At 73.4% G+C, this 18,965-nt stretch carries 20 protein-coding genes; 13 read left to right on the top strand and 7 right to left on the bottom strand.

Translation table 11 applies throughout. The features are described 5' to 3' along the window. Nucleotides 1-5 precede the first annotated feature (5 nt). Complete coding sequence (locus BG482_RS28865; protein ID WP_069772093.1) at nt 6-365, bottom strand: DUF488 domain-containing protein; 360 nt, start codon at nt 363-365, stop codon at nt 6-8. Between the two features lie 149 nt (nt 366-514). Here BG482_RS28865 and BG482_RS28860 point away from each other — a divergent pair, with 149 nt between their 5' ends. The 4 genes from BG482_RS28860 to BG482_RS28845 all read left to right on the top strand — a co-directional run bounded on the left by BG482_RS28860 (nt 515) and on the right by BG482_RS28845 (nt 5,289). Next, the gene (locus BG482_RS28860) at nt 515-1,930 is read left to right on the top strand and encodes a M1 family metallopeptidase (protein ID WP_069772092.1); all 1,416 of its coding nucleotides are present in this window, start codon (nt 515-517) and stop codon (nt 1,928-1,930) included. A 64-nt stretch (nt 1,931-1,994) separates the two neighbouring features. Further along, nucleotides 1,995-2,732, top strand: coding sequence for a L,D-transpeptidase family protein (locus BG482_RS28855; RefSeq protein ID WP_069772091.1), 738 nt, complete (start codon nt 1,995-1,997; stop codon nt 2,730-2,732). 17 nt (nt 2,733-2,749) lie between these two features. Beyond that, on the top strand, nt 2,750-3,448 hold the full coding sequence (locus BG482_RS28850; protein ID WP_069772090.1) for a response regulator transcription factor: 699 nt from the start codon (nt 2,750-2,752) through the stop codon (nt 3,446-3,448). Next, the gene (locus BG482_RS28845) at nt 3,445-5,289 is read left to right on the top strand and encodes a cell wall metabolism sensor histidine kinase WalK (protein WP_069772089.1); all 1,845 of its coding nucleotides are present in this window, start codon (nt 3,445-3,447) and stop codon (nt 5,287-5,289) included. The genes BG482_RS28850 and BG482_RS28845 overlap by 4 nt, the downstream gene beginning before the upstream one ends. 96 nt (nt 5,290-5,385) lie before the next feature. Here BG482_RS28845 and BG482_RS28840 read toward each other — a convergent pair whose 3' ends face one another. After that, nucleotides 5,386-5,634, bottom strand: coding sequence for a WhiB family transcriptional regulator (locus BG482_RS28840; RefSeq protein ID WP_069772088.1), 249 nt, complete (start codon nt 5,632-5,634; stop codon nt 5,386-5,388). Between the two features lie 103 nt (nt 5,635-5,737). After that, a complete protein-coding gene (locus BG482_RS28835; protein ID WP_069772087.1) occupies nt 5,738-6,955 on the bottom strand; it encodes a saccharopine dehydrogenase family protein in 1,218 nt (405 codons plus the stop codon). Nucleotides 6,956-7,151: 196 nt separating this feature from the next. Here BG482_RS28835 and BG482_RS28830 point away from each other — a divergent pair, with 196 nt between their 5' ends. Next, the gene (locus tag BG482_RS28830; protein WP_069772086.1) at nt 7,152-7,874 is read left to right on the top strand and encodes a TetR/AcrR family transcriptional regulator; all 723 of its coding nucleotides are present in this window, start codon (nt 7,152-7,154) and stop codon (nt 7,872-7,874) included. Here the strand turns inward: BG482_RS28830 and BG482_RS28825 are convergent. Continuing rightward, complete coding sequence (locus BG482_RS28825; protein ID WP_069772085.1) at nt 7,871-8,779, bottom strand: LysR family transcriptional regulator ArgP; 909 nt, start codon at nt 8,777-8,779, stop codon at nt 7,871-7,873. The two genes, BG482_RS28830 and BG482_RS28825, sit on opposite strands and share 4 nt — an antisense overlap. Nucleotides 8,780-8,886: 107 nt before the next feature. On the opposite strand from BG482_RS28825, the gene BG482_RS28820 reads away from it, so the two are divergent. Continuing rightward, entirely contained in the window at nt 8,887-9,504 is a 618-nt protein-coding gene (locus BG482_RS28820) for a LysE/ArgO family amino acid transporter (protein ID WP_069772155.1), read from the top strand. Nucleotides 9,505-9,608: 104 nt separating this feature from the next. Beyond that, nucleotides 9,609-10,913 (top strand): MFS transporter, encoded by a 1,305-nt coding sequence (locus BG482_RS28815; RefSeq protein ID WP_069772084.1) that lies wholly within the window; start codon nt 9,609-9,611, stop codon nt 10,911-10,913. Between the two features lie 127 nt (nt 10,914-11,040). Here the strand turns inward: BG482_RS28815 and BG482_RS28810 are convergent, their stop codons facing one another. Next, nucleotides 11,041-11,496, bottom strand: a complete 456-nt coding sequence (locus tag BG482_RS28810; protein ID WP_069772083.1) for a cyclic nucleotide-binding domain-containing protein — start codon at nt 11,494-11,496, stop codon at nt 11,041-11,043. Nucleotides 11,497-11,968: 472 nt separating this feature from the next. Further along, a complete protein-coding gene (locus BG482_RS28805) occupies nt 11,969-12,190 on the bottom strand; it encodes a hypothetical protein (protein ID WP_069772082.1) in 222 nt (73 codons plus the stop codon). Nucleotides 12,191-12,706: 516 nt separating this feature from the next. Between BG482_RS28805 and BG482_RS28800 the strand changes: the two genes are divergently transcribed. The 6 genes from BG482_RS28800 to BG482_RS28775 all read left to right on the top strand — a co-directional run bounded on the left by BG482_RS28800 (nt 12,707) and on the right by BG482_RS28775 (nt 16,638). Beyond that, a complete protein-coding gene (locus BG482_RS28800) occupies nt 12,707-13,153 on the top strand; it encodes an ATP-binding protein (protein ID WP_069772081.1) in 447 nt (148 codons plus the stop codon). 271 nt (nt 13,154-13,424) lie between these two features. Then, on the top strand, nt 13,425-14,240 hold the full coding sequence (locus BG482_RS28795; protein ID WP_069772080.1) for a SigB/SigF/SigG family RNA polymerase sigma factor: 816 nt from the start codon (nt 13,425-13,427) through the stop codon (nt 14,238-14,240). A 55-nt stretch (nt 14,241-14,295) separates the two neighbouring features. Next, on the top strand, nt 14,296-14,601 hold the full coding sequence (locus BG482_RS28790; protein WP_079142258.1) for a DUF5133 domain-containing protein: 306 nt from the start codon (nt 14,296-14,298) through the stop codon (nt 14,599-14,601). A gap of 490 nt (nt 14,602-15,091) precedes the next feature. Further along, complete coding sequence (locus tag BG482_RS46225) at nt 15,092-15,496, top strand: DUF1206 domain-containing protein (protein ID WP_079142256.1); 405 nt, start codon at nt 15,092-15,094, stop codon at nt 15,494-15,496. Then, nucleotides 15,405-16,178, top strand: a complete 774-nt coding sequence (locus tag BG482_RS28780; protein WP_107450799.1) for a DUF1206 domain-containing protein — start codon at nt 15,405-15,407, stop codon at nt 16,176-16,178. The genes BG482_RS46225 and BG482_RS28780 overlap by 92 nt, the downstream gene beginning before the upstream one ends. Before the next feature lie 28 nt (nt 16,179-16,206). Then, nucleotides 16,207-16,638 carry a hypothetical protein gene (locus BG482_RS28775; protein ID WP_069772077.1) on the top strand — a complete coding sequence of 144 codons (432 nt, stop codon included), beginning with the start codon at nt 16,207-16,209 and terminating at the stop codon, nt 16,636-16,638. 55 nt (nt 16,639-16,693) lie between these two features. Here the strand turns inward: BG482_RS28775 and BG482_RS28770 are convergent, their stop codons facing one another. Beyond that, nucleotides 16,694-18,943 carry an FUSC family protein gene (locus BG482_RS28770; RefSeq protein ID WP_069772076.1) on the bottom strand — a complete coding sequence of 750 codons (2,250 nt, stop codon included), beginning with the start codon at nt 18,941-18,943 and terminating at the stop codon, nt 16,694-16,696. Nucleotides 18,944-18,965: the final 22 nt, after the last annotated feature.

Below are 18,965 nucleotides of genomic sequence, written 5' to 3'. Positions count from 1 at the left end.
GTCGGTCAGTGCCGGTCCGCCTCCAGCAGGCGGACCAGCACCGCCGTGTGGCTCTGCTCCGGGGACTTCGCGGCGGTCAGCAGCGTCACGGGTCCCCGCCCGACCAAGTCACGCACGTGGTCGAGCGGTTCGCGCGCCCCGGGCTCGGCGAGCTCGGCCTCGTAGCGGCGGGCGAACTCCTCGAACGTCCCCTCGCCCGCGTGATACCAACGGCGCAGCTCGGTGGACGGGGTCAGCCCCTTGGGCCACTCGTCGACACGGGCCGCCTCCTTGGACACCCCCCGCGGCCACAACCGGTCGACGAGGACGCGCACGCCGTCCTCCGGCTCGGGCGGGTCGTACACGCGGCGAACGCTGACCGACATGGTGGCCGTCCTCGGGTCGGCGGGTCTCCCAGCCTAGCCGCGCGGCGCCCGCCGCTCCTGTTCGGCTTGACCTGAATGAGGGGGAGAGGCGAGGGTCCAGTCCTTAGTCTGAGGGGCGTTGATCACCCGCCACCCCCCTAGGAGCGCACGTGACACACCCCCGCAGACGCCCCGCCCTGCTGCGCCGCGAGGCCGTCGCCGCCACCGTCCCCGTCGCCGTGGCCGCACTGCTCACCGCGGCCGGTCCCGCCGTGGCGGCCGGCCCCGTCGGCACGAGCGGCGTCGGCGACCCCTACTTCCCGCTCGCCGGCAACGGCGGCTACCACGTGAGCCACTACGACCTGACCCTGCGTTACGACCCGACCGGCCGTCACCTCGACGGCACGGCCGTCCTGTCGGCCCGCGCCACCCAGCGGCTCACCCGCTTCGACCTCGACTTCAAGGGGCTGAAGATCACCGGTCTGACGGTCGACCACGTCAAGGCCGCACACCGCCGCGACGGTCAGGAGCTCGTCGTCACCCCCCGGCGCGCCCTGCGCAAGGGCGAGCGGTTCCAGGTCGCCGTCACCTACAACGGAAGCCCCCGCCCGGTCACCGACCCCGACGGCTCCCTCGACGGCTGGATCCCCACCGACGACGGCGCGTTCGTCGCGGGCGAGCCGCAGGGCGCCATGACCTGGTTCCCGGCGAACAACCATCCCCTCGACAAGTCCTCCTACGACTTCACCCTCACCGTCCCCCGGGGCCGTACCGCCGTCGCCAACGGCGTCCTGCTCGGACAGCGCACCAGGAAGGGCGGGACCACCTTCCACTGGCGTCAGACGGAACCCATGGCCGCCTACCTGGCCACCGCCACCGTGGGAACGTTCCAGGTCACGCAGTACACGACCCGGGGCGGCCTCAAGGTCTACGACGCGGTGGACCCACGGGAGGCCGCAGCCGCGAAGCCGGTGCTGAAGAAGCTGCCCTCGGTGCTGGAGTGGGAGAGCAAGCTGTTCGGCCCCTACCCCTACCGCGCCGCCGGCTCCATCGTCGACCACGCCCCGAACGTCGGCTACGCGCTGGAGACCCAGACCAGGCCGGTGTACGACAGCGCCCCCGACCTGAGCACCCTCGTCCACGAGAGCGCCCACCAGTGGTTCGGCGACTCCGTCTCCCTCACCTCCTGGAAGGACATCTGGCTCAACGAGGGCTTCGCCACCTACGCAGAGTGGCTCTACAGCGAGCAGCACGGCGGTGACAGCGCCCGGAAGTCCTTCGACGCCCTCTACGCCCGCCCCGCCACCGACGGCCTGTGGGCGTTCCCGCCCGGGGCCCCAGGCAGCGGCGCCCACATCTTCGGCACCCCCGTCTACGCCCGGGGCGCCATGACCCTGCAGGCCCTGCGCACCGCCGTCGGCGACCGCGACTTCTTCCGCATCCTGCGCGCCTGGGCCGAGCAGCACCGCTACGGCCACGGCACCACCGCCCAGTTCGAACGTCTCGCGGAACGGCAGTCCGGGAAGAACCTCGACCGGCTGTTCACGACGTGGCTCTACACACAGGGCAAGCCCCGCCACCCGTGATCCTCGGCCGAACGGGCATGGGGAACCTGACGAGTTCCACACATCTCCCGGCCAAGGTCACCTCATGATCATGCACCGCCCCCGTGCAGCGCTGCTCGCTGCGTCCCTTCTGCTCACCGGATGCGGAGGAGCCGCGTCCGCAGGTCCGGCGCACCCCACGGCCTCCGTCCGGGGTGCCCCGGCGCCTCCCGCGCCCGCCGCCGCGGAGGCGGCGCCACGGGACATACCCGGTCTCGGGGCCAGGACCCGGGCGGCGGTTCCGGCGAACGCACGGCAGGTGGTCGTGGTGAGCGGCCGCGGCAGGAACTCGCCGCTCGCCACGGTCGTCCTGTACCGGCGCACCGGGTCCGGCTGGCAGGCCGGCACCCCCTGGCCCGCGCACAACGCGCTGCGCGGCTGGAGCGACCGGCACATGGGCGGCGACCTGCGCTCGCCCGTCGGCGTCTACGGCCTCACCGACGCCGGCGGGCTGCTGGCCGACCCCGGCTCGAAGCTGCCCTACGACCACGGCCCCGGCTTCCACTCGCCGGGCACCGGCTTCGAGGGCGAGCCGCTGGACGGTTCCTTCGACTACGTGGTCGCCATCGACTACAACCGCAAGCCCGGCACTTCACCCCTCGACTGGACCCGGCCGCTCGGCGCGGGCCGCGGCGGCGGCATCTGGTTCCACGTCGACCACGGCGGGCCCACCCACGGATGTGTGAGCATCGCCGAGGAGCACATGAAGGAACTGCTGCGCACGCTCGACCCCGCGCTGCACCCCGTGGTCGTCATGGGCGACCATGCCTCTCTGGCCCGCTGAGGAAACGGAGTCGTGGCGTGTGCGCTCATGTACTGGTGGCCGAGGACGACGCGATGCAGGCCGAACTCATCCGCCGCTCGCTGATCGCCGAGGGGCACACCGCCACCGTGGTGCACGACGGCTCCGCCGCGTTGGACGCGGTGCGCCGGGACCGGCCGGACCTCGTCGTCCTCGACCTGATGCTGCCGGTCATCGACGGCTTCGGGGTCTGCCGGGTGCTGCGCCGGGACGACGACCTGCCGGTGCTGATGCTCACCGCCCGCGCCGCCGAGGACGATGTGCTGCTCGGCCTGGAACTCGGCGCAGACGACTACATGACCAAGCCGTACAGCCCGCGTGAACTCATGGCCCGCATCCGCACCGTGCTGCGGCGCAGCGGACGGGCCGGCGCCGACCGGCGGGACGAGGGCGTCGTACGGACCGCTGGGCTCGCCGTCGATCCGGAGCGTCACGAGGTGCGGTGCGACGGCGAACCCGTGGACTGCACGCCCGCCGAGTTCCAGATCCTTCTGGCGATGGCCGCCGAACCCGAACGGGTCTTCTCACGGCGGCAGTTGCTCCGGTGCACCCACGGCTTCGACCGTTCCTCCACCGAACGGGCGGTGGACGTGCACATCATGAACCTGCGCCGGAAGATCGAGGCCGACCCGCGCAGACCCGTACGGCTGCTGACCGTGTTCGGCGTCGGCTACAAACTCAGCGGCGGCCGTGCGTGACGCGCGCGACCCGGGTCCGGATACCGGTGCGCAAACGGCTGCTGGTGCGGCTGCTGAGCGCGTCGGTGCTGATCGCCGTGTGCTCGGTGGCCGCCACCGCGTGGCTGGCGGTCGCGACCACCACCCGCGCGCTGCGGGAGGAGCAGGGCCAGGCCCTGGCCGACGACATGGACATCCTCGCCCGGCTCAGCGGCTACGCGGCCACTCATCCCGACTGGGCAGGCGTCCAACGCATGGTGCGCGACCTGTCCGCCCGGACCGGCCGGCGCATCGCCCTGACCGGCGCCGACCGCACGCTCCTCGCCGACTCGGCGCCGCACGGCACCTCGCTGCCGCCGCGCGCCGCCGCCGCCGTCGACCCCCTGCGCACCGACACCTACACCGAACGCGGCGCCCAACTCAGCGGCACCGACCCGCGCGTGGTGGGCCCCTACCGGCTCACCGACCTCGAACGCCGGAAGCTCGACGCCGTGGCGCACGCCCGGCAGCGCTGCTTCTCCCGCTACGGCGTCGAGACGACCATCACCCGGACCCCGAGCGGCCGCCCGGTGCTCACCGACGCCGACGGCGGCGCGACCACCGGCTACGTGCCCGAGGAATGCGCGGACGGACAGCTCGACACGCCGACCTCCACCGAACAGAAGGCGCTGAACGCGCTCCAGGCCCACGCGGGCCCCTGTCTGGTCCGCGAGGGCCTGGAACCGGACATTCCCCTGTACTTCGGACCCGGCATCCCCGGCGTCAACGGCCGGGACGCCACCCCCGCGCCCGCGTACGTCAAGGTGAGGGACGCCAAGACGGGGCGCGCGGCCCAGAGCTGTCTGGAGGAGGCCCGCCGCGCGCAGCTCGACCCGTACGTGGCGCCGGTCGCCGAGCTGTTCCTCGGGGGCGGGGACAGCGGCGCGGCGCCCCGCTGGGACATGTCACCGGCCAACAAGACGAAGGTCTTCGGCGCGGCGGGCCTGGTGCTGGCCGTCACCGTCGCCGTGAGCGCCGTCGTCGCGGCCCGTCTCGTGCGGCCCCTGCGCGCCCTCACCGAGGCCGCGCAGCAGCCCCCGGACCGGCACGCGCGCGTGCCCGTCACCACCCGGGACGAGACCGGGATCCTGGCCGAGGCGTTCAACGACCTCGCCGAGCGCCGGGAACGTCTGGAGGCCCAGCGCAAGGCCCTGGTGAGCGACGTCGCCCACGAACTGCGCAGCCCGCTCACCAACATCAGGGGCTGGCTGGAGGTCACGCGCGACGGACTGGTCGAGCCCGACGCCGAACTGCTGGGCGCCCTGCACGAGGAGGCCCTCGTCCTGCAGCGCGTCATCGACGACCTGCGCGACCTCGCGGCCGCCGACGCCGGCGCCCTGCTGCTGCGCCGCGAGCCGGTGCCCGCCGACGAGCTGCTCGCCCAGGTCGCCGCCGCCCACCGTGTGGCGGCCGACGGCGCCGGAGTCTCCCTGCGCACCGGGACCGACGGCGCGCTCTGGCTCGACGCCGACCCGGTGCGGCTGCGGCAGGCGCTCGGCAACCTCGTCACCAACGCCGTCCGCCACACCCCGCCCCACGGCACGGTCACGCTGACCGCGCGGGGCGAGGGCGCGCAGGTCGTGCTGGCGGTCGCCGACACCGGCACGGGCATCGCCGAGGCGGATCTGCCGCACGTCTTCGAGCGGTTCTGGCGCGCCGAGAAGTCACGCAGCCGCCGCACCGGCGGCAGCGGCCTCGGGCTGTCGATCGTCCGGCAGTTGACGACCGCTCACGGCGGCACGGCGGAAGTGGCCAGCACCCCCGGCGCGGGCAGCGTGTTCACGCTGAGACTGCCCGCCGCGCCGCCTCCCGCGGACGCCTGACGAGCGCCGCCGGGACGGCCGCAAGCGGGGTGCGGCACCCCGGCCGCTTTCGGCGCCCGGGCCGCCGGGGCGCCGGCCGGGTCGGATGCCGGGGGCTCAGGCACTGCGCCGCGCCCTGATGCGGCGCTTGAGAGCACGGCGTTCCGTCTCGCTCGTGCCGCCCCACACCCCGAGGGTCTGATCGGTCTCCATGGCCCATTCCAGGCACGGTTCACGCACCGGGCAGCGTCGGCAGACCGCCTTCGCCTGTTCCGTCTGCAGCAGTGCCGGGCCGGAGGTGCCGATCGGGAAGAAGAGGTCGGGGTCCTCGGTGCGGCACTCGGCGTGCTCTCGCCAGTCGTCCATCGAAGTCACCTGCGATCGAGTCGTATGTGCTTTTCCGGATGTGTTGCTTCCGATCGGGTCACCGGCACGGCGGCGCTGAAACAGGGCGAGCCCGGAAAAACGTTCACTGCTCCCGCAGACCCCATGGGGAGCCGTACGCCGTCAGCAGGTCGAGGAACGGCCGCGCCGGGAACGCCTCGGGGCCCAGCACGCCCGCGCCGGACCAGACTCCGGTGGCGAGCAACTCCAGGGCCACCACCGGGTTCACGGCCGTCTGCCACACCACGGCCTGGCTGCCGTACTCGGCCATGGACCACTGGTTGTCGACCACGTGGTAGAGGTACACCTCGCGCGGGGCGCCGTCCTTGACGCCCCGTACCCAGGCGCCCGCGCAGGTCTTGCCGCGCATCAACTCGCCCAGCGTCGCCGGGTCGGGGAGACACGCGGCCACCACGTCCCGCGGCGAGACCGGCACCGGGCCCTGCGCGCTCGGGACGGTCACCGGCGCGGTGCGGTCCAGTCCCAGCCGGTGCAGCGTCTTGAGGGTCTCGATGAACTCGCCGCCCAGGCCGTACTTGAAGGTGACCCTGCGCGCCTTCACCCAGCGCGGCACGAGAAGCACCTCCTCGTGCTCGACGTTCACGCACTCCACCGGCCCGATGCCGTCGGGGAAGTCGAACACCTCGGGCTCGCTGAAGGGGGCGGTGGTGAACCAGCCCCGGTCCGCCTCGTAGACCACCGGGGGGTTCAGACACTCCTCGATGGTGGTCCAGATGTTGAAGGAGGGCGCGAAGTCGTGGCCCTCGACGGTCAGATTCGCGCCGTCACGGATGCCGATCTCCTCGATCTCGTCGAAGAGTTCGTCGGCGGCGTACCGGGCGAAGACGTCCGAGAGCCCGGGTTCGACGCCCATGCCGACCAGGGCCAGGCCGCCCGCCTCGGCCCACTCGTCGGCCTCGGCGAACTGTGCGTCGCCCAGCCGCACGCCGCACTCCTCGTACGGACGCTCCGGGTGCGGTCGCGACAGCGACATCGCCATGTCGACATAACGGGCCCCGGCGGTGCGCGCCGCGTGGAACAGGGGCATCACGAACCGCGGGTCGGTGGCGTTGAGCAGGACGTCGCAGCGGTGGCGGGCGAGCAGGGCGGTCACGGCCGCCTCGTCGGAGGCGTCCACGCGCTCGGCGTGGAAACGGTCGTCGCCGTCGAGTGCGGCGACGGCGGCTTCGGCGCGCGCCGGGTCGTAGTCGGCGACGACCATCGCCTCGAAGAAGGGACGCCGGGCGGCGATCCGGGTGATGGCGGTGCCCACACCGCCGGCGCCCACGAGCAGGACACGCATGAGGAGAACTCCCTCGGTCGAGAGTGCGAACGAAAGTGTGCGAAGCGGGGGCCCCTGACCCGATACAACGCCGCGGGCCGACGTAAGGTCAATGGCGTTGGCATAAGGACGCGAGGACCCGCACCGGGACGGGCACTGAGGCGCGGCACGACGGCACGGCACGACGGCACGGCACGGCACGAGGGAGCGTGGGCACATGGCCAAGCAGGTGGTCCCCGAGGAGAAGCGGCGGCGCCGCCGCCCCACCAGAAGCGGCACCGTGCTGTCCGAGACGCTGATCGTCGAGGCCGCGCTGCGTCTGCTGCGCGAGCACGGCAGCGCCGGGCTCAGCGCCCGCCGTCTCGGACTCGCCCTCGACTGCGACCCCAGCACGCTCTACCGCTACTTCCGGGGCATGGACGAACTCACCCTCGCCATCGGCGACGCGCTGATCGGCGAGGCGCTGCGCGGCTGGCGGCCGACCGGGGACTGGCGGACGGACCTGCACGCCGTGGGCCTGCGCATCCACGCCGCCTACGTCGCCCATCCGCAGGCCGCCCAGCTCACCGCGAGCCGGGTCACCGGCCGGGCCAACGAACTCGCCGCCGACGAGGCCGTCCTGGACGTCCTGCGCACCGCCGGCTTCCCGCTGGCGGACACCGTGCGGATCTACCACGCGTTCATCGACCAGACCCTCGCGTTCGCCGCCCTGGACGCCGCGTCCCTCGCCCTGCCCCGCGCCGCACAACGCGCGGACGACGCGATCTGGCGCTCGACCTACGCCCGGCTGCCCGCCGCGACCCACCCCAGGATCGCCGAGGCGGCCCCGCTGCTGTCGACGCGCATGGTGACCAGTGCCTATCCGACGGCGCTGGAGATGCTGCTCGACAGTGCGCAGGCCCGGCTGGCGGCCATCACGGCGGCCGGCCGCCGCCCCTAGGGCGCGCGGTTCAGCGACTCGGCCGCCGCCGCGGCCACGGCGTCCGCCACCGCCGCCAGGGCCGGGGAGTCGAGCTTCCACTGCTGCCAGTACAGCGGGACGTCGAGCGGCCGGTCGGGGGCGAGGGGCACCAGACGGCCCGAGCGCAGGAGGGGTTCCCCCTGGACCTCGGGCACCATGCCCCAGCCGAACCCGGCCGCGACCGAGGCGACGAAGCCCTCCGAGGTCGGCACGGCGTGGCGCACGGGACCCGCGCCCCGGGCGCCCCGCAGCAGGCCGCGCACGAAGGCGTCCTGCACGTCGTCGCTGCGGTCGAAGGTCATCACCGGGGCCCGCGTCAGGGTTTCGTGGAGCGGGCCGTCGGCGAGGTGGCGCGCGACGAAGTCCGGGCTGGCCGCGGCCAGGTAGCGCATCGTGCCCAGCGTCCGCACCGAGCAGCCCGTCACGGGGGCCGGCGACGAGGTCACCGCGGCCATCACCAGTCCTTCCCGCAGCAGTTCGGCCGTGCGGGTCTCGTCCTCGCGGTGCAGTTCGAAGCAGAGCCGTGGTTCCCGAGCCACCTCGGCCAGGGCCGGCAGGAACCAGGTGGCCAGCGAGTCCGCGTTCACCGCGACGCTCACCCGGGTGTGTTCGCCCTCACCGCTCATGCCCAGCTCGGCTTGCGTGTCGCGCTCCAGCCGGGCCAGCTGGCGGGCGAACCGCACGACGATCTCGCCGGACTCCGTGGGACGCACCGGCTTGGTGCGCAGCAACAGGACCCGTCCTGTGCGCTGCTCCAGCGCCTTGATGCGCTGGCTGACCGCGGACGGCGTCACATGCAGGGCTGCGGCTGCCGCGTCGAAGGTGCCCTCGTCGACCACGGCGAGCAGCGTCCGCACCTGGTCGAGCGGGAGGTCCGTCATCATCGCCGCGCCACCGCATTCCGGGCCATCGCAGGTGTCATCACGAAGGCTAATGATACGTAAGAATCTTTAGCTGTACCCGCAGTGATCGACTGCCTAGCGTGGACGGCATGTTCCCCGCACTCACCGCCGCGGCCGCCGGCTTCGGCACCGGTCTCTCACTCATCGTCGCCATCGGCGCCCAGAACGCGTTCGTCCTGCGGCAAGGGGTCCGCCGTGACGCCGTCCTGGCCGTCGTGGGGATCTGCGCGCTGTCCGACGCGCTGCTCATCGCACTCGGCGTGGGCGGGGTCGGCGCGGTGGTGGTCGCCTGGCCCGGGGCGCTGACCGTGGTCGGCTGGATCGGCGGGGCCTTCCTGCTCGGATACGGACTGCTCGCGGCCCGCCGGGTGCTCCGGCCAGGCACGGACGCCCTGCGCACGGACGGCGAGGCGGCCGGCTCACGCCGCGGTGCCGTGCTCACCTGCCTGGCGCTGACCTGGCTCAACCCGCACGTCTACCTCGACACCGTCTTCCTGGTCGGCTCGACCGCCGCCGACCGCGGCCCGCTGCGCTGGACGTTCGGCCTCGGCGCCGCGCTGGCCAGCCTGTGCTGGTTCGCCGCCCTGGGCTTCGGCGGCCGGCTGCTGGGCCGCTTCCTGGCCCGCCCCGCCGCCTGGCGGGTCCTGGACGGCCTGGTGGCCGTCACGATGATCACGCTGGGCGTGCTGCTGATCGCCAGGGCCTGATGTCCGTGATCCGGGACGGCAGGTCCAAATGAGCGGCGAGAGCGCAGGAGGGCTGCGATAGTGACCCACGGAATCGAAAGATGTAACGAGCAACCAGGAAGCGCGTGGACACCAGCGAGAGCACCCCCGCCCCCGAGGCCGAGGAGACCGACCCGAGTCCGCACGGCCCCGCCCGGCGCGGCTGGCGCCGCTGGGCCATGGACACCCGGCCGCTGCGCCGGCCGGCCTACCGGCGGCTGTGGTCCTCGACCATCGTCACCGCGGTGGGCAGCCAGCTCACCGCCGTCGCCGTGCCCAAGCAGATCTACGACATCACCGGCTCCTCCGCCTGGGTCGGTTACGCGAGCCTCGCCGGACTGGTGCCGATGGTGCTGTTCGCGCTCTGGGGCGGCGCGGTCGCCGACACCGTCGACCGCCGCAAGCTGCTGCTGGTCACCAACAGCGGCATCGCCGTCACCTCGGTGCTGTTCTGGGTCCAGGCGGCCTCCGGGCTCGGCTCGGTGGCCGTGCTGATGGTGCTGCTCGCCGCCCAGCAGGCGTTCTTCGGCCTCAACTCGCCCGCCCGCAACGCCTCCATCGCCCGGCTGGTCCCGGCGGACGAACTCGCCGCCGCCAACGCCCTCGGCTCCACCGTGATGCAGACGGGCCTCGTCGCGGGACCGCTGCTCGCGGGCGCCCTGATACCCGTGATCGGGCTGCCCGAGCTGTACCTCCTCGACGCCGTCGCGCTGTGCGTGACGCTGTGGGCCGTGTTCCGGCTGCCCGCGCTGCCCCCGTCGGCGAGCGCGACCGTCCGGCGCGCCGGGCTGCGCGAGATCGCGGAGGGCTTCCGCTACATCTCGCTGCACAAGGTGCTGCTGCTGTCCTTCCTCGCCGACGTCATCGCCATGGTCTTCGGCATGCCCCGCGCCCTGTTCCCGCAGCTCGCCGCGCAGACGTACGCCTCGTACGGCGAAGGGCTCGCCCTCGGTCTGCTGTTCGCGGCGATCCCGATCGGGGCGGTGCTGGGCGGGCTGTTCTCCGGCACGTTCTCCCGGGCGCGCAGGCACGGCTGGATGGTCATCGGGGCGGTCGTCGCGTGGGGTGTGTCGATCGCCGGGTTCGGGCTGAGCCGCAGTCTGTGGCTCGCGGTGGCGTTCCTCGCCTGCGCCGGCGTCGCCGACATGGTCTCCATGGTCTTCCGGGGGGCGATCCTGCTGTCCGCCGCCACCGACGAGATGCGCGGACGCATGCAGGGCGTCTTCACCGTCGTCGTCGCGGGCGGCCCGCGGCTGGCCGACGTCCTGCACGGCACCGCGGGCGCGGCTTTCGGGCCCCGCGCGGCCGTCGCGGGGGGAGGCCTGCTGGTCGTCGCGCTCATGCTGGGCCTGGCGGCCGCGGTGCCCGCGTTGCGCCGGTACCGCATCTGACGGCGGGGCGGAGGGGAACCGACCGGCGACGCATCGTCGGCCCGGGACCCGGCGACGGACGTGGGCCGGGGCCCCCGGGCGGGCGGTCCGTCGAGCCGGGCGTCCGTCGAGCCGGGCGGGCCGCCGGCTACGGCGCCCCGCGCCGGTGAGAGCCGTACTGCTCCATCAGCCTGCCCCGGGTCATCTCCAGCCGGTGCGCGAGGATCTCCGCCACGATCCGCACCAGTGACATCCCGAGCGACGGTTCCTCCTCGCAGAGTTTGAGCACGGGCTGCGCCTCGAACTCGTAGGCGCGCACGGGGCTGAAGGCCTCGGCGCCGAAGTCCCAGCGGTACGGCGGGAACAGCCACGACCAGCCCAGCAGATCGCCGGCGCCGAGACTGGCGACGGTGACCCGCCGCTGGGGCGTCACCTGCTGGACGAGCGAGACGGCGCCGGACCGGACGACCCAGAAACGGTCGGCCGTGCCGCCCGCCTCGAAGATCCGGGCGTCTTCCGCGAACGAGACCTCCCTGGCGAGTTCCATCAGGCGTCCGCGCTGGGGCGGGGGAAGGGCGGTCAGCAGTCTGGTCGCTCTGGTCATGGCGCGGGGCTCCTCGCCGCCGATTCGGTGGGGGGTGTTCTCCCCCTCCCATTTCAGCCGCTGCCGCCGTTCGGGGCACCTCGGAGGACGGTACTTTCCCGGTTTCCGCACGTCGCCCGCCACCCGCCGACCGGCCCGCCCCGCCCCGCGCCCCGGTCGCTTCGGGTGGGGGTGGGGGTGGGGCAAGGACGAGGACATGGAGAAGCCCTGGCTGGACGGGGGAAGCCAGCCAGGGCGGTAAAGGGTGGCGGACGGAGGAGTAGTCGCGTCGACCCCGTCCACCACGTATGGATGAACCGTAAACCATTCACGGGGTTTTCACACAGAGGAAACCAGGTTCAGTGACCCGTTTCACTCCGTCGCCGCCGGACCCCGGTCATCTTTGCGGCGATCATCCGCAGTTCGGCCTCCGTCGGCGCCGCGGCCGGCGAGGCGAACCGCAACTGCGTTGCAGGGCCCACGAGTTCCGTCGTCAGTCCCCGTCGGCGGAGCGGCCGGGCGTCAGGATCTCGTCCAGCACTCTGACCACGGCCTCGTAGGCGAGACCCCGTATATGGGCGTCCCGCGCCCCGTCCGGATCGGTCTGGGAGAGATCGGCGTTGCGGGCCCGGCAGGCCAGCAGTTCCTCCCGCGCGCAGGTGCGGGAGCGCTGGATGCGCCGCAGCAGTTCGTCGGAGTCCACCACATCGGTCATGCAGGTCGCCTACCCACACCGGGCCGGACGATGGCTTCCTCGTGCTGTCGATGCTCCCCGCAACTTTCCGGACGACTGCCCCAGGTCCGGGAGGTTTGGCCGGCCCGGGGAAGGTCAGCCGGACAGGAGACAACAGGAGAGACCGCACCGTCCGGCGGGACGCCCGCGTGCGAGGGCGCCGAGGCCGCCGCCCGATCGGCGGGCGGCCGGGCGGCCGGCGCCCGGCGCAGGACCACGGTCCGCCCCCCAGTCCGTCCCGGTGCAGCCTGCCGTGGACCCACGCGCCGCCGTGCGCGTCGGGCCGGCCCGGGGACGGGAGTGCCGTCCGGTCCGCTCGACCCCGTGGTCCGCCGGCCCGGCGGTCGTCCGCCCGACCGGGGGCCGCCAGATCCGCGCGGTCCGCTCGGTCCACTCGGTCCGCGGTCCACTCGACCCGTGACCCGAGCACGGCCCGATCCGCAGCCTGTTCCACAGCCCGATCCACAGCCCAGTCGCCACAGCCAGGGGAGCGAAAGGATGCGTACGAACGACTCGACCGACCGCCTGAGGACGCCCGAGGACCCGTCGTCCCGGTGCGAGGGGCGTCGGCAGTGCCGACCGGCGGACGTCCGCAGTGCCGTGCGAAAGGCCGTGAGCGGCCGGTGCGGAGCCGTCGGATGCCGTTACGACGAAGAGGCCCTCTCGGACGCGCTGCTCGTCGCCACCGAACTCACCAGCAACGCCATCCTGCACGGCGGCGGCGTCACCGGCTTCGACGTCGACGTGGAGGGGCGGTCCGTGCGGGTGTCCGTGAGCGACCGCAGCGGCCGTCGGCCCGTCGCCGTCGGCCCCTTCGACCAACGGGGGCGGCGGCGGGTCGGCGGGCGCGGCTGGCCGATCGTCTGCCGGCTCGCCCGCGATGTCGAGGTCCGTGATCTGCCGTCCGGCGGCAAGCGCGTCACCGCCGTCGTCCCCGTGTTCTGACCCGCCGTCCGACCGACTTCGGGTCCGCGTCCCGGCCCGCGCAGCAGCCGCCGGGCAGAAGGCCGGCGGGCCCGGGGTGAGGGCTTCGTGAACACCTTTTGCCCATGCGGAGTTTGTACCTCCAGGGGCAGGGCAGACGGAGGTTCGTGCTTCGGACCGGAGGCGCGCCGACGGGAGCGGTGGGACCGCTTCGGGGCGCTCCGCGTGCCCCGGGTGTCAGGAGCCCTCCCGTCGTCAGTCACCTGAAACAACCGTTCAGGAGCGTTTACGCATGCTCATCGACATGTCGACAAGCCGTCCCGCCGTATCGGCCGGCACCGCCGCGCCGCGACGCACCCATGACGACGCACCCGACACCGCGAGCCGGTTCGCCCGGCTGGTCGCCCTGGAGGAGGGGCCCGAGCGGGACGCCGTGCGCGACGAGATCGTCACCGCCTGGTTGCCCATGGCCCACCGGATCGCGGGCCGCTTCCGGGACCGCGGCGAGGCGATCGAGGATCTGCGCCAGGTGGCGGCCCTCGGACTCGTGAAGGCCGTGGACCGCTTCGACCCCGAGCGCGGGGCCTTCGAAAGCTACGCCGTGCCCACCATCACCGGCGAGATCAAGCGGCACTTCCGCGACCGCATGTGGGCCCTGCGGGTGCCCCGCCGGGTGCAGGAACTGCGCAACAAGGTGCGCATCGCCCGCCGCGAACTCGCCCAGAATCCGGGAGCGCCCGAACCGTCGGTCGCCGACATGGCCGCCCACACCGGCCTGACCGAGGACGAGGTGACCGCCGGCCTGGAGGCCCTGGAGAGCTTCAGCACCCTGTCGCTGGACGCAGAGGTCCCCTCCGGCGACGACGGCTACAGCCTCGCCGACACCCTCGGGGCCGCCGACTCCTCCTTCGACGTCGTGGTCGACCGCGAGTCCGCCAAAGAAGGTCTGCGCCGCCTTCCGGAGCGCGAGCGCGCCATCCTCTACATGCGCTTCTTCGAGGACATGACGCAGAGCAGGATCGCCGACCAGCTCGGCATCTCCCAGATGCACGTCTCCAGGCTCATCAGCCGCAGCTGCGAGCGGGTGCGCCAGGAAGCTCTGCGCTGACAGCAGGTCACCCGCATCCCCACTTCGACACTTCGACGTCAGGAGTAGCCCGCCGATGCTCATGCCCCATCCCGCCGTCCTGCGCACACTCGTCGACGAGTACGAGGCGCTGTCCGCGACCGGTACCGCCGAGGCACGCGCGCAGGAGCGCGACCTCGCCTACACGTTGTGCGTGTCCACCGGCACGCGGGACGTGAACGACGCCCTGCGGACGGCCCGCCGCTGGCTGGAGGCGGCCTCCGCCGCCGACGCCGCGGCCCGTCCGCAGGCGACGGTGGTCCGTCCGCAGGCGACCCTTGCGCGTCCGCAGACGGGCAAGGCCCGCCCGCAGACCGACGACGGCCCCCGTGTGTACGCCTGAACCGCACCGGAGACGCGCACCAGGGCGGGCCGCGGTGGCCTGACCGGTGGTCCGCTCGACCGCCGGGGCAGCGTCCGACCTGCCCGCCCGGCCCCGCACCGCCTTCACGCCCCGCCCTGCGGCCGGNTCCGCCGCCGACGCCGCGGCCCGTCCGCAGGCGACGGTGGTCCGTCCGCAGGCGACCCTTGCGCGTCCGCAGACGGGCAAGGCCCGCCCGCAGACCGACGACGGCCCCCGTGTGTACGCCTGAACCGCACCGGAGACGCGCACCAGGGCGGGCCGCGGTGGCCTGACCGGTGGTCCGCTCGACCGCCGGGGCAGCGTCCGACCTGCCCGCCCGGCCCCGCACCGCCTTCACGCCCCGCCCTGCGGCCGGCCGCCCCGACTCGGGGCGGCCGGCCGCAGGTGTGTGAACACCTGTGCGTGTGCGCGGCCGGAGCCGGGGCAGTCGGATTCTGCGAAATTCGGGGAGACTTCGGGAGGGGACGCAATGAACGCGAGCGCCATGGCGCGCAACGGCCGTGCCGGAGCGGAACGGGCGGCACGCGGCTCGGTGACGAAGACAGCCGCCAAGGCCGGGTTCGCCGCCCGCGGCGTGATCTATCTGCTGGTCGGGCTGTTGGCCCTGCAGATCGCCTTCGGTGACACCAAGGAGGAGGCGGACCGCCGGGGAGCCCTCGCGGCCGGAGCCGGGGCAGTCGGATTCTGCGAAATTCGGGGAGACTTCGGGAGGGGACGCAATGAACGCGAGCGCCATGGCGCGCAACGGCCGTGCCGGAGCGGAACGGGCGGCACGCGGCTCGGTGACGAAGACAGCCGCCAAGGCCGGGTTCGCCGCCCGCGGCGTGATCTATCTGCTGGTCGGGCTGTTGGCCCTGCAGATCGCCTTCGGTGACACCAAGGAGGAGGCGGACCGCCGGGGAGCCCTCGCGGAGATCTCCCAGAAGCCCTTCGGCTCGGTGGTGCTCTGGGCGCTGGGCGTCGGGCTGGTCGGCATGGCGCTGTGGCGGCTGTCCGAGGCCGTCTTCGGCGGGGTCGGCGACGACGGGCGCAGCGCCAAGAAGCGCCTGATGGCGCTCGGCCGGTGCGTCTTCTACTCCTTCGTCGCCTACTCCGTCCTCGCCTTCGCCGCGGGGTCGGGCAGCGGCGGCGGATCGAGCGACGAACAGTCCCGTGACGTCACCGCCCGGGTGCTGGACCTCCCCGGCGGACAGTGGATCGTGGGCGTCGCGGGCGTCGGGATCGTCGTCGCGGGCCTGTGGATCGGCGCCCGCGCCGTCATGCGCTCCTACCGCAAGAAGCTGCGGCTGGGGGAGATGTCCCCCCGCATGCGGCGTCTGGTGGACGTCACCGGAGTGGGCGGCGGCGCTACCCGCGGTCTGGTCTTCGCCGCGGCCGGCGTGTTCGCCGTGCGGGCCGCCGTCGAGTACGAGCCGAACAAGGCCAAGGGACTGGACGACACGCTGCGCTCGTTCGCGAGCACCCCCGCCGGTCCCGGCCTGCTGGCCTGCGTCGCGGGCGGACTCATGCTCTTCGGACTGTTCTCCTTCGCCATGGCCCGCTGGCGCAAGGTCTGACGTCGGCCTCACGGGGAACACGGACGAGATGAACGATGCAGAGTTCCCGCGCGACGGACGGCCCGTGGACATGTACCTCGACCTGCTTCGCGTCCGCATGGACAGCGAGGACTACCAGCTCCTGCTGAAGGTCGTGGCACCTGCGCTGCGCGCCCTCGACGAACAGCCTCCCGAGAGCCTCGACTTCGCCCTCGACCCCGAGGAGACCGAGGATCTGCCCCAGGAGATCCGCGACGAGGCGGCCCTGGTCATCGCCACCGCCGTCACCGGCCGGCTCGACAACCAGCTGGTGGAGATCCAGGTCGACGGAACCGGTCCGGTCCGGGTGGTCACCGACGCGGCCACCGCGTCCGACCCCGGTCGCCTCGCCGAGATCGCCGGCTGTATCCAGCAGCGGCAGCAGGACACCGAGGCGCTGCGGGGCATAGCGGCCGCGAGCGGCATGTCCACGGACTTCTGAGCGGCTGTCCGAGCGGACTTCCGAGCGGACTTCCGAGCCCGGCCGGGGCCCGCCCTCACTGCGGCGGCGCCACCGGCGCCCCGAGCGGGCGGGCGAGGCCGACCACCGCCTCGTCCAGCCGCTGGAGATGCCGCAGCACCCGGTCGGTCACCCGGCCGTAGCGCGGCGTCCCCGGCACGCCCGGCTTCAGCAGCGCGGCGATGCTGGGCCCGGTCAGGACCTGGGCGGTGCTCGGCTCCTGCGCGACCCGCGCGGAGATCGCCCCGATGTTGTGCCGGATGCGCTGTCCGGCCCGGCGCAGCCGGGGGTCCGCCGCTATCGACGGATGCGTCGGCAGCAGCTCGGCGGTGGCCGCCAGCGACCGGGCGTGATAAGCGCAGGTCTCCAGAAGCGCCACGACGTAGCGAGCGGTGTCCCGGCGCGTTCGCAGCGGCGTCACCGGATGCGTCAGCGGCTGGGTGGCCGCCCGCAGGTCGGCCAGCGCCTGGTCGAGATCGCGGGCCCGGTCCAGCAGGTCGGTCGGGGGAGCGCCGCTCAGCTGCTCCACAGCCGCCTCGGTGACTTCGCTCAGCCGCTCCAGCACGGCCGTCAGCAGCTCGTTGGTCCGCCGGTCGGTGCGTACGGGCAGCACCAGCGCCGCCGCGACGATTCCGCAGGCGGCCCCGAGCGCCGTCTCCTCCACCCGCAGCACCAGCACCGACAGGCTGTAGGTGTGCAGCAGCGTGTACAGCACGCCCAGGGCGGCCGTCACGAAGAACGACATCAGGGTGTACGACAGCGGCGCCGTGTAGAACATCGCGAAGACGCACAGCAGCACCACCGCGAACGCGGTCCAGGTGTGGTGCCCGACCAGCCCCGCGAGCACGATGCCGGCGATCACGCCGAGCACGGTGCCCAGCAGCCGCCGGTAGCCCTTGACCAGGATCTCCCCGGTGGACGCCGTGTTGATGAACACGATCCAGCAGGTCAGCACCGCCCAGTACCAGCGGTGCGAGGAGAGCAGCTCGCCGCCGACGATGGCCAGCGCCGAGCCGACCGCCACCTGCACGGCGGCCCGCGTGGTCGGCCGCCGCAGCCCCGTGGCCTGCTCCTCCGCCGACCCCTCGTCCGCCTCGGCTCCGCCGATCGCGGCGTCCTCGGCGTCCAGCTCCTCGCGGGAGCGTGCCGTCTCGGGGCTGTCGTCGGACTCGTCCTGCGGGCCGTCCAGCGCGATCCGCAGCCCCAGCACCGCTCGCGCCGCCTCGCCGACGCCCCGGAAGACGTCCTGCACCGCGGGCGGCGCCTCGGGCAGGTTCTCCTCGTCCCGGTAGCCGAGCAGCCGGTTGCGCACGTGCGACAAAGAGGTCCCCGACCCCGCCGCCACCGGATTCCGTACGAGCAGCTCCAGGGCCAGCAGATCGCGGCGCAGGATCTCCAGGGCTTCGTCGCGCACCGGCAGCCGGCCGCTCTCCGGCAGGGGCGCGCCCGGCAGATGCATGGTCAGCGTGTCCGCGCGCTCGGCGCTGCGGGCCGTCAGGAGCAGCAGGCCGAGGCGCTCGGCGGCGATCTCCGCGTCGGCGATCCGCCGTTGCACCAGCCGGGCCACCGCCTCGTCCGGGGTGCCCTCGTCCAGACGGCCCTGGATCATCATGGCCGTCTCGTGCAGGCGGGCGGTTCCCTCGCGCACCTGGGCGACGGCCTTCACCACGTCGTCCGGTGCCGCGTCCAGCAGGTCGAGCTGGGCGTCGAGCAGCTGCGCCAGCCGCGCCCGGAAGGCCTGGCGCAACCGCAGCAGGATCCCCGTCGGCGTCTGCGGCACGAGCGCGAACCGGGCCGCCGCGCTGCTCGCGAAGGCCACGGAGATGACCCCGTAGTACCCGGGCAGCGACGACGTCCCGACGCCGACGAACAGGGACATGAAGTAGACCTGGAAGCCGATCAGCCCCAGCGCGGTGCCCCGGTCGCCGAACCGGCGGCCGTAGACCGCGCAGAAGATCAGCGCGACGAAGAAGAGGTCGCCGGCGACCGTCCGGGAGCTGAGCAGCGCCGCGACCGACACCGACGCCAGCGCAACCGGCAGGCCCAACGCCAGTGTGACGGCCTGCCGGTCGCGCTGCTTCTCCCGGACGGCGAACGTGGCGACCATCGCGGCGATCGCGCCGGCCACCAGATGGGAGACGTCGGCGCCGAGCAGGGACAGCACGGCCAGCGTCACGGCGATCGCGCCCACCGTCCGCAGACCGGCCGCCAGCCGCAACAGCCCGGGGTCGGACGCCGCGACCCGATCTCGCAATCGTGTGCCGAACGCCCGTGCCGCCGCCCTCACGCCGCCGTACTCTCCCTTGCCC

This window comes from Streptomyces sp. LUP30, from assembly GCF_001746365.1.
In the GTDB taxonomy this organism is placed as follows: Bacteria; Actinomycetota; Actinomycetes; order Streptomycetales; family Streptomycetaceae; genus Streptomyces.
This window is presented reverse-complemented; position numbering and strand designations above follow the sequence as displayed.

What these genes read in the sequence shown, in the direction of transcription:
- BG482_RS28865 (WP_069772093.1), bottom strand. Translation starts at nt 365, where the DNA reads ATGTCGGTCAGCGTTCGCCGCGTGTACGACCCGCCCGAGCCGGAGGAC.
- BG482_RS28855 (WP_069772091.1), top strand. Translation starts at nt 1,995, where the DNA reads ATGATCATGCACCGCCCCCGTGCAGCGCTGCTCGCTGCGTCCCTTCTG.
- BG482_RS28840 (WP_069772088.1), bottom strand. Translation starts at nt 5,634, where the DNA reads ATGGACGACTGGCGAGAGCACGCCGAGTGCCGCACCGAGGACCCCGAC.
- BG482_RS28835 (WP_069772087.1), bottom strand. Translation starts at nt 6,955, where the DNA reads ATGCGTGTCCTGCTCGTGGGCGCCGGCGGTGTGGGCACCGCCATCACC.
- BG482_RS28830 (WP_069772086.1), top strand. Translation starts at nt 7,152, where the DNA reads ATGGCCAAGCAGGTGGTCCCCGAGGAGAAGCGGCGGCGCCGCCGCCCC.
- BG482_RS28825 (WP_069772085.1), bottom strand. Translation starts at nt 8,779, where the DNA reads ATGATGACGGACCTCCCGCTCGACCAGGTGCGGACGCTGCTCGCCGTG.
- BG482_RS28820 (WP_069772155.1), top strand. Translation starts at nt 8,887, where the DNA reads ATGTTCCCCGCACTCACCGCCGCGGCCGCCGGCTTCGGCACCGGTCTC.
- BG482_RS28810 (WP_069772083.1), bottom strand. Translation starts at nt 11,496, where the DNA reads ATGACCAGAGCGACCAGACTGCTGACCGCCCTTCCCCCGCCCCAGCGC.
- BG482_RS28805 (WP_069772082.1), bottom strand. Translation starts at nt 12,190, where the DNA reads ATGACCGATGTGGTGGACTCCGACGAACTGCTGCGGCGCATCCAGCGC.
- BG482_RS28800 (WP_069772081.1), top strand. Translation starts at nt 12,707, where the DNA reads ATGCGTACGAACGACTCGACCGACCGCCTGAGGACGCCCGAGGACCCG.
- BG482_RS28795 (WP_069772080.1), top strand. Translation starts at nt 13,425, where the DNA reads ATGCTCATCGACATGTCGACAAGCCGTCCCGCCGTATCGGCCGGCACC.
- BG482_RS28790 (WP_079142258.1), top strand. Translation starts at nt 14,296, where the DNA reads ATGCTCATGCCCCATCCCGCCGTCCTGCGCACACTCGTCGACGAGTAC.
- BG482_RS46225 (WP_079142256.1), top strand. Translation starts at nt 15,092, where the DNA reads ATGAACGCGAGCGCCATGGCGCGCAACGGCCGTGCCGGAGCGGAACGG.
- BG482_RS28775 (WP_069772077.1), top strand. Translation starts at nt 16,207, where the DNA reads ATGAACGATGCAGAGTTCCCGCGCGACGGACGGCCCGTGGACATGTAC.